General features: G+C 42.3%; 11 protein-coding genes. All 11 read left to right on the plus strand.

Annotated elements, in window-relative coordinates:
- The first annotated feature begins 477 nt into the window (after nucleotides 1–477).
- Complete coding sequence (locus tag GMJ66_RS10145) at nucleotides 478–918, plus strand: DUF1934 domain-containing protein (protein ID WP_156290210.1); 441 nt, start codon at nucleotides 478–480, stop codon at nucleotides 916–918.
- Entirely contained in the window at nucleotides 915–2,585 is a 1,671-nt protein-coding gene (gene argS / locus GMJ66_RS10150) for an arginine--tRNA ligase (protein WP_156290211.1), read from the plus strand. The genes GMJ66_RS10145 and argS overlap by 4 nt, the downstream gene beginning before the upstream one ends.
- A 236-nt stretch (nucleotides 2,586–2,821) precedes the next feature.
- Entirely contained in the window at nucleotides 2,822–4,933 is a 2,112-nt protein-coding gene (locus tag GMJ66_RS10155) for a (Fe-S)-binding protein (protein ID WP_156290212.1), read from the plus strand.
- Between the two features lie 322 nt (nucleotides 4,934–5,255).
- Complete coding sequence (locus GMJ66_RS10160) at nucleotides 5,256–6,443, plus strand: acetyl-CoA C-acetyltransferase (RefSeq protein ID WP_156290213.1); 1,188 nt, start codon at nucleotides 5,256–5,258, stop codon at nucleotides 6,441–6,443.
- Between the two features lie 109 nt (nucleotides 6,444–6,552).
- Nucleotides 6,553–7,404, plus strand: a complete 852-nt coding sequence (locus GMJ66_RS10165) for a 3-hydroxybutyryl-CoA dehydrogenase (protein ID WP_156290214.1) — start codon at nucleotides 6,553–6,555, stop codon at nucleotides 7,402–7,404.
- A 28-nt stretch (nucleotides 7,405–7,432) separates the two neighbouring features.
- Nucleotides 7,433–8,566 carry an acyl-CoA dehydrogenase gene (locus GMJ66_RS10170; RefSeq protein WP_156290215.1) on the plus strand — a complete coding sequence of 378 codons (1,134 nt, stop codon included), beginning with the start codon at nucleotides 7,433–7,435 and terminating at the stop codon, nucleotides 8,564–8,566.
- Between the two features lie 13 nt (nucleotides 8,567–8,579).
- Nucleotides 8,580–9,719, plus strand: a complete 1,140-nt coding sequence (locus tag GMJ66_RS10175) for an acyl-CoA dehydrogenase (protein ID WP_156290216.1) — start codon at nucleotides 8,580–8,582, stop codon at nucleotides 9,717–9,719.
- Nucleotides 9,720–9,896 carry a hypothetical protein gene (locus GMJ66_RS10180; RefSeq protein WP_156290217.1) on the plus strand — a complete coding sequence of 59 codons (177 nt, stop codon included), beginning with the start codon at nucleotides 9,720–9,722 and terminating at the stop codon, nucleotides 9,894–9,896.
- Nucleotides 9,897–9,901: 5 nt separating this feature from the next.
- Complete coding sequence (locus tag GMJ66_RS10185; RefSeq protein WP_156290218.1) at nucleotides 9,902–10,519, plus strand: TetR/AcrR family transcriptional regulator; 618 nt, start codon at nucleotides 9,902–9,904, stop codon at nucleotides 10,517–10,519.
- 25 nt (nucleotides 10,520–10,544) lie between these two features.
- On the plus strand, nucleotides 10,545–13,880 hold the full coding sequence (locus GMJ66_RS10190) for a methylmalonyl-CoA mutase family protein (protein ID WP_156290219.1): 3,336 nt from the start codon (nucleotides 10,545–10,547) through the stop codon (nucleotides 13,878–13,880).
- 625 nt (nucleotides 13,881–14,505) lie between these two features.
- Nucleotides 14,506–15,126 (plus strand): DNA-directed RNA polymerase subunit delta, encoded by a 621-nt coding sequence (gene rpoE / locus GMJ66_RS10195; RefSeq protein ID WP_156290220.1) that lies wholly within the window; start codon nucleotides 14,506–14,508, stop codon nucleotides 15,124–15,126.
- Nucleotides 15,127–15,307: the final 181 nt, after the last annotated feature.

Genomic DNA, 15,307 nt, shown 5'->3' on the forward strand with positions numbered 1-15,307 from the left:
GCTCATAAAAAAGTAGAACCGCTCAAAAGCATGTGAGAAGCGCTCATAAAAAGGTAGAACCGCTCAAAAGAGAAGGGTGAGCGCTCATAAAAAGGTAGAACCGCTCAAAAGAGAGGGAAGAGCGCTCATAAAAAGGTAGAACCGCTCAAAAGAGAGGGAGGGGCGCTCATAAAAAAGTAAACCCGCTCAAAAGAGAAGGAGAAGCGCTCATAAAAAGGTAGAACTGCTCAAAAGAGAGGGAGGGGCGCTCATAAAAAGGTGGAACCGCTCAAAAGAGAAGGATGAGCGCTCGTAAAAAGGTAGAACCACCCAAAACATAAAGAGAACCGCTCCTCTCCAACAAACCAATTCCAAACATACTCCAGAGATATACAAAAAAGATCTCCTTCCCTCCCCACTTACGATTTTTATTGAAATATCGAGCGCATTATAGCTATAATAGGCATTATATGATTTTTACTATAAAGGGCGAATAATATGGAATCGATTCAAAAGAATGTACAAATTAAGCTTCAGACAACCATTGATGACCAAGGTGTCAAAGAGCAGAATGAGATCGTGGAAACAGGTAAGTTTTATAAAAGAGGAAAGATGGATGTCATCATATTTGACGAAACAATGGACGGAGATTTCAAGGTGAAGAACTTAATCACCATTCAGAACGGTTCGGTAAACATAAAGCGGACTGGGCCCGTGTCCATGAATCAAAGGTTTGATATCAATCATCGTACCGAAAATGTATACAAACATCCACATGGAACGATACATATGGAGACATTTACCAGAAGAATCACCTATAAACAAAAGAGCGAATCAGAAGGTCAGTTAAGCCTTTTATACACGGTGAGATTAAATGGACAGCAGGATGAACGGAAACATGAGTTAACACTAATTTTTAAAGAGGAGGATTCCGAATGAACGTCTTGGAACAAACAGAGGATACGTTAAAACAGGAAATTGCTGATGCAGTCGTAAAAGCGAATCTGGCAACTAAAGAACAGCTTCCCGATATCGTTTTGGAAAAACCAAAAGATAAAGCACATGGAGATTTTGCAGCAAATATAGCGATGCAGCTGGCTCGAATTGCGAAAAAGGCGCCTCGTCAAATTGCGGATGATATTATTGAGAATTTAGACCAAACGAAAGCATCAATCGAAAAAATAGAGGTTGCTGGTCCAGGGTTCATCAACTTTTTCATGAAAAATGATTTCTTGGGAGATATTATTCCAACCATCCTGGATGCCGATACAGCATACGGAAAAACCGATACTGGAAAAGGGGAAAAAGTTCAGGTAGAGTTCGTTTCCGTGAATCCAACCGGAGACCTTCACTTAGGTCATGCCCGTGGTGCAGCCTATGGGGATGTGCTGTGTAATGTGTTAGATGCAGCGGGATATGATGTCCAGCGGGAATATTATATTAATGATGCGGGGAACCAGATTGATAAACTTGCTTACTCCGTAGAAGCCCGCTATTTACAGGAACTGGGGCAGGACGTGGAGATGCCCGAAGACGGATATCACGGACAAGCGATCGTTGACATCGCAAAAAAAATCGTTGCCGAAGATGGAGATCAATGGGTAAACAAAGACAAAGAGGAACGTGTCGCTTATTTTAAAGAGTTTGGCCTGCAGTCATCTCTTGAAAATATTAAAAATGATTTAAAAGCTTTTCGTGTGGAGTTTGACAATTGGTTCTCGGAAAGGTCCCTTTATCAAGATGAAAAAATCTCTGACGCTCTGAAGAAACTGGAGGAAGGAAATTACATCTACGAAAAAGACGATGCAACCTGGTTTAAATCCACTGAATATGGAGATGACAAAGACCGTGTTTTAGTAAAAAGTGATGGAAGTTACACATACCTGACACCAGATATTGCGTACCATAAAGATAAGCTGGAAAGAGGCTTTGACCAAATTATCAATGTATGGGGCGCGGACCATCACGGTTATGTTCCGAGAATGCGAGCAGCAATCCAAGCACTCGGCTATCCATCAGAAAAATTCCATGTAAAAATCATTCAAATGGTAAACCTGTTTGAAGGCGGAGAAAAGGTTCGCATGAGTAAACGAACAGGTAGAGCAGTTGCGCTTCGAGATTTGATAGAAGATGTGGGCGTGGATGCAGCGCGTTATTTCTTTGTTACCCGTTCCAATGATTCTCAGCTCGATTTTGATATGGACCTTGCCCGCTCCGAGTCCAATGAAAATCCAATCTATTATGTGCAATATGCCCATGCTAGAATTTGCACGATGCTGGAACAGGCGAAATCAAAAGAGTTTCAGACGGATGAAGCGTTTGATGCTTCGCTATTAACAGCAGAAAAAGAAGTAGACTTACTGAAAAAACTTGCAGAATTCCCGCAGGTGGTTGCAGAAGCTGCAGAAAAACATTTGCCACATAAAGTAACGCAATACGTGTTTGACCTTGCTTCCTTATTGCACAGCTTTTATAATGCTGAAAAAGTTTTGGATCAGGATAATCTGGAACGTACCAATGCACGAATAGCTTTAATGAAGGCTGTAAGAACAGCACTTGCAAACGGTTTGACATTAATTGGTGTTTCCGTACCGGAAAAAATGTAAAGTTAATTTCTCATTAGACAAGAACATATAATGATAACAAATACACTATTTTCTTTACAATGAAGAGAAAATAGTGTATTTTTATATTCAAACAAAATAAAAAATTTAAAATTTTAGCAATCGATATATTGACTGAATGCTCATTCATCATATACTATAGAAGTAAGACTAGCATCAAGATTTTTCTGATAAATGAAGTCGTTGTCATCGCAAGGTAAACAAAAGGGGGAGGACGAATGGATACATTTTTCATCATCAACTGGATCGCTTTTTTGGTAATTACATTTTATGCACTTTATCTATTCACTAAAGTAGTTGCTACAAGGGTTTCCTACATCAGACTCGGGAAAAAGTCGGAGTTTGATGGGGAAGTGAAAATGCGTTTGAAGCGGGTAGGTACTATTGTATTTGGTCAGTCCAAGCTGTTAAAGGATAAGAAGTCTGGTGCTATCCACGTCATGATGTTCTACGGATTCATCCTTGTACAATTTGGCGCAATTGACATGTTCGTGAAAGGGCTGTCACCTGGTAATCATTTACCTTTTGGTATGTTTTATCCAGGATTTGTATTTTTTCAGGAATTAGTAACGTTAATGATTCTCGTTGCCGTCATATGGGCGTTTTATCGCCGTTACATTGAAAAACTGGTGCGTTTAAAACGCGGATTGAAATCAGGACTCGTACTAATTTTTATTGGTACATTAATGCTATCTGTACTATTTGGAAATGGCATGTCTATGATTTGGCATGGACATGAAGTGACTTGGACCGAACCAGTTGCCAGTTTCATAGCAATGGCATTTGGGTTCTTATCTGCCGAGGCAGCGGTCGTTCTTTTCTATGTTGCGTGGTGGGTACATACGATTACACTTTTAACCTTCCTAGTTTATGTGCCACAGTCGAAGCATGCACACTTACTTGCTGCACCGATTAATGTTTTCTTAAGCAAGAAAGTACCTGGAAAACTGAAAAAATTAGATTTTGACATCGATGAGGAGACTGAAGAAAGCGAAGAGGAAATTGTTTTTGGTGTTGGTAAAATTGAAGATTTCGAACAGCATCAAATGATTGATTTCTACGCCTGTGTGGAATGTGGCCGCTGTACAGATGTATGTCCGGCTGCAGGAACCGGAAAAATGCTCTCCCCAATGGATATCATGATTAAACTCCGTGACCATTTAACCGAAAAAGGAGCAGCAGTTACCGGGAAGCAGGCATGGGTACCTTCATATGCATTCTCAAGCACACAAGGCAATCAGGCAAGTGCAGGTGGGGAAGCAGCGGCAACGATTCAGGAAGCAAGCCTGATTGGGGATGTCATCACAGAAGCAGAGCTGTCGGCATGTACTACTTGCCGTAACTGTGAAGATGCTTGCCCAGTAACCAATGAACACGTTGGAACAATTATTGATATGCGCCGATATCTTGTTATGACAGAAGGGAAAATGGATTCCGATGTACAGCGTGCGGTCATGAATATTGAACGCCAAGGAAATCCATGGGGACTATCGAAAAAGGATCGAATAAAGTGGCGTGAGGAAGATGAATCAGCATATGTGCCAACAGTGAAAGAGTTGAAAAAGGAAGGCGAAGAATTTGAATACTTATTCTGGGTTAGCTCTATGGGTTCTTATGACAGCCGCAGTCAAAAAATTGCCCTTGCTTTTGCGAAATTAATGAACCAAGCAGGAATCACCTTTGCGATTCTCGGTAACCAGGAAGCGAATTCCGGGGATACGGCCCGTCGCATCGGTAATGAATTTTTATTCCAGGAAATCGCAGAGAAAAATATCAAAACGTTTGAAAAGCATAACGTCAAGAAAATCGTAACGATTGATCCACATGCATATAATATCTTTAAAAATGAGTATCCGGATTTCGGTTTTGAAGCAGAAGTATATCATCATACCCAATTACTGTATGACCTTGTTCAATCTGGAAAACTGGCACCAAAACGTGCGATTAATGAACGATTAACCTATCATGACTCCTGTTATCTTGGAAGATACAATGGAGTATATGATCCTCCACGGGAAATCTTGCAATCTATTCCTGGGCTGAAATTAGTAGAAATGGACCGTAGCCGTGAAAACGGGATGTGCTGTGGAGCTGGCGGTGGCTTGATGTGGGCGGAGGATACGACAGGAAACCGCATTAATGTAGCCCGTACAGAACAGGCACTAGCCGTAGAGCCATCGATGATTTCAACCGCATGCCCATTCTGCTTAACGATGATTAGTGACGGAACCAAAGCGAAAGAAGTAGAAGAAGATATCAGCACCATGGACGTCGCCGAAATCCTTGCTTTATCCGTGTTAACAGAAGAAAATGAAGTAGTAGCATCATAGTTTTATCACGTGATAACTGGCAAAAGCCCATATTTTAAAGATCGTAAATGGGCATCAGCCGCCTGTAAACTTTTAGATGGCTCATTCATTTAGATAGTTGAATTTTGTCATTAATCTATAAACTACGACGTAAGTGAGTGCATCGTTGATTTCCGCAGCGGTATGTTACGTTGCATTTTACATCAACAGTGAAGATTAAATAAGCAACAACCATTACGAAAAGAGACTTTAGATAAAGGGGGAGCACATCCCCCTATCTTCTAAATGAGCAACTGAGCGAGCGTTCAATCAATGAAATCCTAATAAGGAAAGGATGTTTTTAGTGAGGAAGACGGTTATTGTATCTGGAGCAAGAACACCATTTGGCAAATTTGGAGGGGCATTAAAACCGTTAACGGCTGCACAGCTAGGTGGAAGAGCGATAAAAGCAGCGCTGGAACGTGCTGGTATGGACGGAACAGAGGTGGATGAGGTCATCATCGGAACCGTATTACAAGGTGGACAGGGGCAAATTCCCTCCCGCCAGGCAGCCAGACAGGCAGGGATCCCTTGGGAAGTGAAAACAGAAACCATTAATAAGGTTTGCGCTTCAGGACTTCGCAGTGTCACATTAGCTGATCAACTCATTCGCTTAGGTGATGAAGATGTGATTGTGGCCGGTGGGATGGAAAGCATGAGTAATGCACCTTATTTTATGCCGGATGCCCGCTGGGGAAGCAGAATGGGAGACAGTCCTGTGAAGGATTTAATGGTTCATGATGGACTAAGCTGCTCCTTTACAGGTGTGCATATGGGAACGTATGGCAATTCCACTGCCGAGGAGTTTGGGCTGACAAGGGAAGCTCAGGATGAATGGGCATACCGCAGTCAACAACGGGCAGTCGAAGCAATACAATCAGGGAAATTCAAGGAAGAAATCGTACCAGTGGAGATTCCGCAGCGGAAAGGTGAACCGATTGTTGTGGATACCGATGAGGCCCCAAGAAAAGATACAACCGTTGAGAAGCTTTCCCGTCTGCGTCCAGCTTTTAATAAAGATGGTACGATTACTGCCGGAAATGCGCCAGGTGTGAATGATGGCGCGGGGGCATTTGTGCTAATGTCAGATGAAAAAGCGAATGAATTAGGGAAAACGCCGATGGCAACGATTGTCGGCCATGCAGAAGTTGCCGTTGAAGCAAAAGACTTTCCGAAAACTCCAGGACTGGTCATTAATAAACTCTTGGAAAAAACCGGACACACCATTGAGGATATTGATCTATTTGAAATCAATGAAGCATTTGCGGCGGTTTCCCTTGCCAGTGGAGAAATCGCAAATATTGATCCGGAAAAAATAAATGTCAATGGCGGTGCCGTAGCATTAGGCCACCCAATTGGAGCGAGTGGTTCCCGGATTATTTTAACATTAATTCATGAGTTAAAACGCAGTGGTGGTGGCCTTGGAATTGCAGCCATCTGCAGTGGCGGTGGCCAAGGTGATGCCGTATTGATTGAAGTGCCGAAACAGTAAACATACTTCTCGAGCGTTCCGGGCAAATGCGGAACGCTCAAAACTCCACTTTTCATTCAACAAAATAATTTCTAAGACAAGTGCTAAATTAAAAAAAGGAGGAAAAAACATGTCTGCCAAAAAAGTAATGGTCGTTGGAGCCGGCCAAATGGGCTCAGGAATTGCCCAAGTATTCGCCCAATCCGGTTTTGAGGTAATATTAAATGATGTGAAGAAAGAGGCTTTAAATAAAGGGAAAGCTCATATTGAAAAAATACTTAGTAAAGATGTAGCAAAGGGGAAAATCACAGAAGAAAATAAAGCGGTTACATTAAGTCGGATGACGCTGTCCAGCAGTTTGGAGGATGCAGCGTCCTGTGACCTTGTGGTGGAAGCAATTGTGGAAAAGATGGACGTGAAGACAAGTGTATTTAAAGAGCTGGACCGGGTGGCGCCGAAGCATGCTATTTTAGCCACGAATACATCCTCTCTTCCCATTACAGAAATTGCTGCGGTAACGAATCGTCCAGAAAAGGTCATTGGCATGCATTTTATGAATCCGGTTCCAGTTATGAAACTAGTGGAAATTATCCGGGGATTGCAGACAAGTGATGAGACATATGAAGTGATTCAGGCAGTTTCAGAGCAGTTAAATAAAACATCTGTGGAGGTAAATGATTTTCCTGGTTTTGTTTCGAACCGTATTTTGCTACCAATGATTAATGAGGCAATTTATACGGTATATGAAGGGGTGGCATCACCGGAAGATGTGGATACGGTCATGCAATTAGGGATGAATCACCCGATGGGACCGTTGAAACTGGCCGACTTTATTGGTCTGGATACGTGTTTATCGATTATGGAAGTACTTCATGAAGGACTTGGTGACAGTAAGTATCGTCCTTGTCCATTACTAAGGAAATACGTGAAAGCGGGATGGTTAGGGAAGAAATCAGGCCGTGGATTCTATGAATATAGCTGAATATGACATCAAGAGGGAGGCGGTTGGGATGGACCTCATGTTTACCGAAGAACAGGAAATGATGCGCAACATGGTCCGTGGGTTTGCACAAAATGAAGTTGCGAAAGAAGTAGAACGAATGGAGAGAGAAGACAGGTTTCCTTCTGAAATCATCAGAAAAATGGCAGAGCTCGGTTTGATGGGAATATCCATCCCTGAGGAATATGGCGGAAGTGGAATGGATTTTACCTCTTATATTATTGCCATTCATGAACTGTCCAAGGTCAGTGCAACGGTTGGTGTGATTCTTTCTGTTCACTCTTCAGTCGGAACCAATCCCATTTTATATTTCGGTACGGAAGAACAGAAGAAACATTACATCCCAAAACTGGCATCGGGTGAGTATTTGGGAGCATTTGCATTAACAGAACCTGGTGCCGGGTCGGACGCAAAAAACATTCGAACCGTTGCAAGGGAGGAAGGCGAACATTATGTTTTAAACGGTTCCAAAATCTTTATCACCAACGGAGGTGCTGCAGACACATATATTACTTTTGCGCGAACAGCAGAAGACCAAATCAGTGCCTTCATCGTCGAAAAGGATTCACCAGGACTTTTTATCGGCAAAAGGGAAAAGAAAATGGGGCTGCATGGATCGAATACAGTGCAATTAAGTTTTGACAATTGTTTCGTTTCCAAAAAACAGCTCCTTGGCAAACTGGGGGATGGCTTTCCAATCGCAATGGCAAACTTAAATGTTGGGAGAATTGGCATTGGCGCACAAGCACTAGGCATTGCAGAAGGCGCGTTGGAACATGCAGTCGATTATGCGAAGGAAAGGGAGCAGTTTGGCAGACCGATTTCAGCCAACCAGGGAATTGCTTTTAAATTGGCGGATATGGCAACCGAAGTGGAAGCGGCAAAACTATTAGTCTACCAAGCCGCATCACTAGTAAAACGTGGCGTGGAATGTGGAAAAGAAGCGTCCATGGCGAAAATGTTTGCCTCCAATACCGCGGTGAAAACAGCGATAGAGGCCATACAAGTATTTGGCGGTAACGGGTATACGGAAGACTTTCCGGTTGAAAGGTTTTTCCGTGATGCGAAAGTAACCCAAATTTATGAAGGAACGAATGAAATTCAGCATACGGTCATCGCAAGACATTTACTAAAGAATCAATAGAGGGGGAGAAACAATGAATTTTCAACTAACCGAAGAGCAAGAAATGTTAAGAAAAATGGTACGGGATTTTGCAGTGAATGAGGTGGAGCCTACTGCTGCAGAGCGGGATGAGGAAGAGCGATTTGACCGGGATATCTTTGATAAAATGGCGGAGCTTGGCCTGACTGGAATCCCGTGGCCAGAAGAGTATGGAGGAATTGGATCCGATTTTGTCAGCTATGTGATTGCAGTGGAGGAGCTATCCCGTGTATGCGCTTCAACTGGGGTTACGTTATCTGCGCATCTTTCCTTAGCCAGCTGGCCGATTTATAAATACGGAAATGAGGAACAAAAGAAGAGCTTTCTGTACCGTTTGGCAACCGGAGAGGCATTAGGGGCATATGCTTTATCAGAACCAGGAGCAGGCAGTGATGTGGCATCGATGAAAACAACGGCCAGAAAAGATGGTGATGATTATGTTTTAAACGGAAGCAAAGTTTGGATTACCAATGGTGGTGTTGCTGATATTTATGTCGTATTTGCAAAAACAGATCCAGATGCAAAACATAAAGGGGTTAGTGCATTTATTGTGGAAAAGGGAACGGGAGGATTCACCTTTGGCAAAAAGGAGAAAAAACTGGGAATTCGCTCATCGCCAACGACAGAGCTCATTTTTGAAAACTGCCGTGTACCTAAGGAAAATCGACTAGGTGCGGAAGGAGAAGGCTTTAAAATTGCGATGTCTACATTGGATGGCGGAAGAAATGGAATAGCCGCTCAAGCTGTCGGGATTGCCCAGGGCGCACTGGATGCAGCTGTTGATTATGCGAAAGACCGGGAGCAATTTGGAAAACCAATTGCCTCAAACCAGGGGATATCTTTTAAACTGGCGGATATGGCAACGGAAATAGAAGCTTCCCGTCTATTAACCTATCAAGCAGCATGGCTGGAGTCTCAAGGTCTGCCGTACGGTAAAGCCTCTGCGATGTCCAAACTGTTTGCAGGGGACACGTCCATGAAGGTAACGGTGGAAGCGGTTCAAGTATTTGGCGGTTATGGGTACACGAAGGATTATCCGGTCGAACGTTATATGCGCGATGCCAAGATAACACAAATTTATGAGGGAACAAATGAAATTCAGCGGTTAGTCATCGGGCGGATGCTGACGAAATAGATGGCTAGCAGAAGTTGGGAGAGAGACACTGGTCGTGGAGACACGGATAGAAGAACGTGTGATTGCAAATGTAAAGTGACAATCAAACAAAATGAAGGCATCGATGACCTTCCAGTGAAGGATTCTTATGCCAATTCATTTGCTAAGGATTGGCTGGAAATATGGAAGGAGGCTTAAAAGACATGGTGAAAAATAAGGTGGTTTCCAATGTGAAGGACGAGGAGCTTATCCAAAAGCGACGGGATCAGATGATTAAAGGAGCGATATCACTTTTTAAAGAAAAGGGATTTCACCGAACGACGACAAGGGAGATTGCCAAAGCATCGGGATTTAGTATTGGGACGCTTTATGAATATATCCGTACAAAAGAAGATGTCCTATTTCTTACTTGTGATGCAATCTATGACCGGGTTCGTGAACGGCTGGAACCGGCATTTGAACTGCAGCAGCCTTCGCGGGAAAGTTTGATAAAAGTAATCGAGTCTTATTTTTATTTAATGGATGATTTGCAGGAAGAAATACTCATTTTGTATCAGGAAGTAAAATCACTAAAAAAGGAAACAAGGGAGTATGTTCTGCAAAAAGAGCGGGATATGGTTGGGATGCTGGAAAAAGTCATTGTAAACTGTATTCCTGAAAAGATAACGGAGCAGGAAGCGACCCTTATTGCTAATAATATTTTTATTCAGGGACATATGTGGGGATTTAGAAGATGGATTTTGCAAAAGCAATTTTCATTGGATGAGTATATCCAATTGCAGATTCATACGCTGCTTAAAGGATTGCCTGTGGAAAATTAATTTTCAGTTCAAAGGGGGAAAAAGGATGGAACAAGTAGAGGTTTACCGGCCAACAAATCCGGTTCGTTTCGTGACAGCGTCCAGCCTGTTTGATGGGCATGATGCATCGATTAACATTATGAGGAGAATTTTACAATCGAGTGGGGCAGAGGTCATTCATTTAGGGCATAACCGGTCCGTGGAAGAGGTCGTTTATGCTGCGATTCAGGAGGATGTCCAGGGGATTGCCATTTCATCTTATCAAGGCGGACATGTGGAATATTTTAAATATATGATTGATTTATTAAATGAATTAGGCGCGGGTCACATTAAAGTGTTTGGCGGTGGTGGTGGGGTAATCATCCCAAAGGAAATTAAAGAATTGCATCATTATGGGGTATCATGGATTTTTTCCCCGGAAGATGGCCGGAAATACGGGCTTCAGGGCATGATTAATAAAATGATGGAGATGTGTGACTTTATCCCGCCAATGAATATGGATACAGATTTTGAAAAGCTATTGCAAGGGGACCGTCATGCGATTGCGAAATTTATTACATTTGTCGAGTCAACGGAAACAAGTCCGGAAGAAAAACAGCGAGTACTTAGCATGCTTCAGGAAAAAGCCAATCCCCATACACCAGTTCTCGGTATAACAGGTACAGGTGGAGCAGGGAAAAGCTCGTTAACGGATGAACTGATTCGCCGCTTTATGAATGAAGTCCCGGACAAAAAAGTAGCAATTATCTCGATTGATCCGACGAAAAAGAAAACCGGTGGAGCACTCCTGGGGGACCGGATTCGGATGAATGCAATTTTTACCGACCGTGTGTATATGCGTTCACTGGCAACAAGGGATTCGAGAACAGAACTCTCCAAAGCCATTCAGGATGTTATTGATGTCGTTCGGGCATCCGGATATGACTTTATTATTGTCGAAACGAGTGGGATTGGCCAAGGGGATGCGGCAATCACAGATATTACGGATTTATCGATGTATGTGATGACATCGGAATACGGTGCACCAACACAATTGGAAAAGATCGACATGATTGATTTTGCCGATTTTATTGTCATTAACAAATTCGAGCAAAAGGGCTCTGAGGATGCTTTGAATCAAGTACGCAAACAGTATGAGCGAAGCAGAATGCTGTTTCATGAGGATAAGGAAGCGTTTCCGGTGTTTGGCACGATAGCTAGTCAGTTTAATGATGCGGGTACGAATGCACTTTTTGCCTCGTTAATTGATATGTTAAACGAGCAATACAGTTGGGATGTATCGGTAGACTTTGACCGACGCACCATCGTGGAAAAACAAAACCTGATCATTACGAATGAGCGCCGTCATTATTTACGGGAAATCGCGGATTATGTGCGAAAGTATCATGAGGAAGCAAAAGGGCAAAGCGACATAGCCCGCAAGCTATATCAATTGAACGGTGCGATACACACGATGGAGGACGAAGAGGAAATAGAAAATGTAAAACAAACGTTTGAACAAGAAAATTCCGAGGAAATGGCTGCAGCCACAGAAGTCAAACAAACGTTTGATCAAGGGAATGTTGTTAATAAATTAAAACAAGCGGCTGAACGTTATCAAGAACGACTGAATCCAACGTCTAAAAAACTTTTGGATGCATGGGATTCACAACAGGAAAAATACAGCCAGGATAAAATGTCCTTCCAAATTCGCGATAAAGAGATAGAAATGGACATTATCACAGAGTCTTTAGCAGGGTTAAAGATTCCTAAAGTTGCTTTTCCGAAATATCAGGACTGGGGAGAGCGGTTAATGTGGCTGCTCAAAGAAAATGTACCTGGCGCTTTTCCGTTTACAGCTGGCGTATTTCCGTTCAAGCGAAAAGGAGAGGACCCAACAAGGCAATTCGCTGGAGAGGGTACACCAGAGCGGACTAATCGCCGTTTCCACTATTTATCCAGAAACGATGAGGCAAAACGCCTTTCTACCGCATTCGATTCGGTCACTTTGTATGGAGAAGATCCTGCATATCGCCCGGATATTTATGGGAAAATTGGCGAAAGTGGTGTTAACATATGTACCTTGGAGGACATGAAAAAGCTGTATGATGGTTTTGATTTAACGAATCCATTAACATCGGTTTCCATGACGATTAATGGCCCGGCACCAATTATTTTGACAATGTTTTTCAATACGGCAATCGAACAGCAAGTGGAAAAATTTAAGGAAGAGCAAGGCCGTGAGCCAAGCAGGGATGAGTACGAGAAAATTAAAGCGGATACATTATCGGTCGTTCGCGGCACGGTACAGGCGGATATTTTAAAAGAAGATCAGGGACAGAATACGTGTATCTTTTCCACCGAGTTTGCATTAAGAATGATGGGAGATATTCAGCAGTATTTCATCGATCATCATGTCCGGAATTACTATTCGGTGTCAATCTCCGGTTACCACATTGCAGAAGCAGGGGCAAATCCGATAACTCAGCTTGCATTTACATTGGCAAATGGCTTTACGTATGTTGAATATTATTTAAGCAGAGGAATGGATATTAATAAATTTGCACCAAATCTATCCTTCTTCTTCTCCAATGGCCTGGATCCGGAGTATACCGTAATTGGGAGAGTTGCTCGTAGAATCTGGTCAATTGTGATGCGGGACAAATATGGTGCAAATGAGCGTAGCCAAAAATTAAAATATCATATTCAGACATCTGGACGATCCCTGCACGCACAGGAAATCGATTTTAATGATATCCGAACGACATTGCAGGCATTGCTGGCCATACAGGATAATACAAATTCCCTGCATACGAATGCCTATGATGAAGCAATCACAACACCTACAGAGGAATCTGTTCGCAGGGCGATGGCGATTCAAATGATTATTAATAAAGAATTTGGTTATACGAAAAATGAAAATCCACTGCAAGGATCCTTTATCGTAGAGGAGCTTACCGATTTGGTAGAGGAAGCGGTTCTCCAGGAATTTGAGCGAATGAACGACCGTGGTGGTGTCCTTGGTGCAATGGAACGGCAATATCAGCGTGGTAAAATTCAAGAAGAATCCCTTTATTATGAGGGCAAGAAGCATTCCGGAGAACTCCCGATTATTGGCGTAAATACGTATTTACGCCCGAATCCGCCATCAGAAGAAGACATTGATTCCATGGAAATCGCCCGTGCAACAAAAGAGGAGAAGGAACATCAAATCAATGAACTGCACAAGTTCCAGGAAAAACATAAAGCACATACTGGTGAGGCGTTAAAACGTCTGAAACAAGTAGCAGCATCCGGGGGCAATATTTTCGAGGAACTCATGGAAACCGTAAAAGTAGCGAGCCTTGGCCAAATTACACAGGCACTATATGAAGTAGGCGGTCAGTATAGGAGAAATATGTAGAGGACGGGTTGAGGAGTTTTGCATGTGGAGATATGCTAGACATCTTAGGGGAAGTGCCTATAACTTGGGTGGAGGGTAGGGCAGTGCTTATATCCGAGGTAAAACCGCTCATAACGGGGGAAGATCGTTCATAACATTTTTTGGGCGGTCTTCCCTTTTTATGAGCGCCCCGTACCCATTCTTGAGCGGTAATTCTTTTAGAACCGCTCATAAGAAGGGTGAAACCGCCCATAACCTTAAACACACCAGCCATACCGGTAAGGTGAAAAAGTTGAGAAGATGATATTTTCTCAACTTTTTTATGCTAAAATATGGCATAATCGCTATAGAATTGTTTATAATGTTAGGTATGTTTATTGAAAAAATAAAAATGTTATAGTTAAATGAATGAAAAGTATTATCTAGTATGTGTTCATAAAGGAAAATGAAAATGTCTGAGAAGTTCGAGGTGGTGATTCTCCAGCGTATCGGGCTTCTACAGGAAATGGTGACTTCAAAGTTGCCCATGGGACTTGTCTGACTTAGGAAAAATCCCATATCCTGTCGTGTTATTTCACAGGACTTTATGAACATCCTTTGCTACGCTTAAATAGCCATCATTTTATAAATAAAGGGAGTGCATACCGTGAGCTTAAAGGATTATAGCCGCGAGAAAACTGAAAACATGTCTATGCTTGAATTGGCAAGTATTATTTTAAAAGAAGAAAAAAAGGCGCTGAATTTCCATGAGATCTTTAACAGAATTGCAGAGTTAAAAGGTTTCACAGAGACAGAAAAAGAGGAATATATAGCGCAATTTTATACAGATTTGAATGTAGACGGACGTTTTACAACGCTCGGAGAAAATATATGGGGACTGAAACGCTGGTATCCGATCGAACAGGCAGACGAAGAAGTACATGCTCCGAAGAAGAAGAAAAAGAAAAAGGCTACCAAGAAGAAAAAACGTGCGGCAGAAGAAGAAATTGAAGTGGAAGAAGATGAGATTGATGCTGAGGGTGATTCAGAGGGAGACCTTCTGGATGATGATATAGATGATGATATAGATGATGAGGATTTGGACGAAAATCTGGATGAGGATTTGGATGAAGATTTAGACGAGGACTTGGAAGACTTCAATGATTTTGACGACGAAGAAGAGCTCGATGAGGAAATAGACGAAGAGTTTGACGATGATGAGGATAATAACGAAGACAATGATGACAACGAAAATTTGGATGAAGAAGACTTAGAGGAAGAGAAATAAGTGTTCATGAAAAGATTCATATCCCATGTTTATTTTCAAAAAAGAGTAGTTGACTTTTGTAGGGCAAATGAGTACAATTTTACTTGGGCTCTATAAATGAAATCATAGCGTTTCCCTGTCAAGATGAGGGAGGCGCTTTTTGTTTTTTATACGTTAGGAAAGTATAAAATTTTAGCATGAA

Origin of the sequence: Oceanobacillus salinisoli, from assembly GCF_009733865.1 — a bacterium.
Classification (GTDB): domain Bacteria; phylum Bacillota; class Bacilli; order Bacillales; family Amphibacillaceae; genus Oceanobacillus; species Oceanobacillus salinisoli.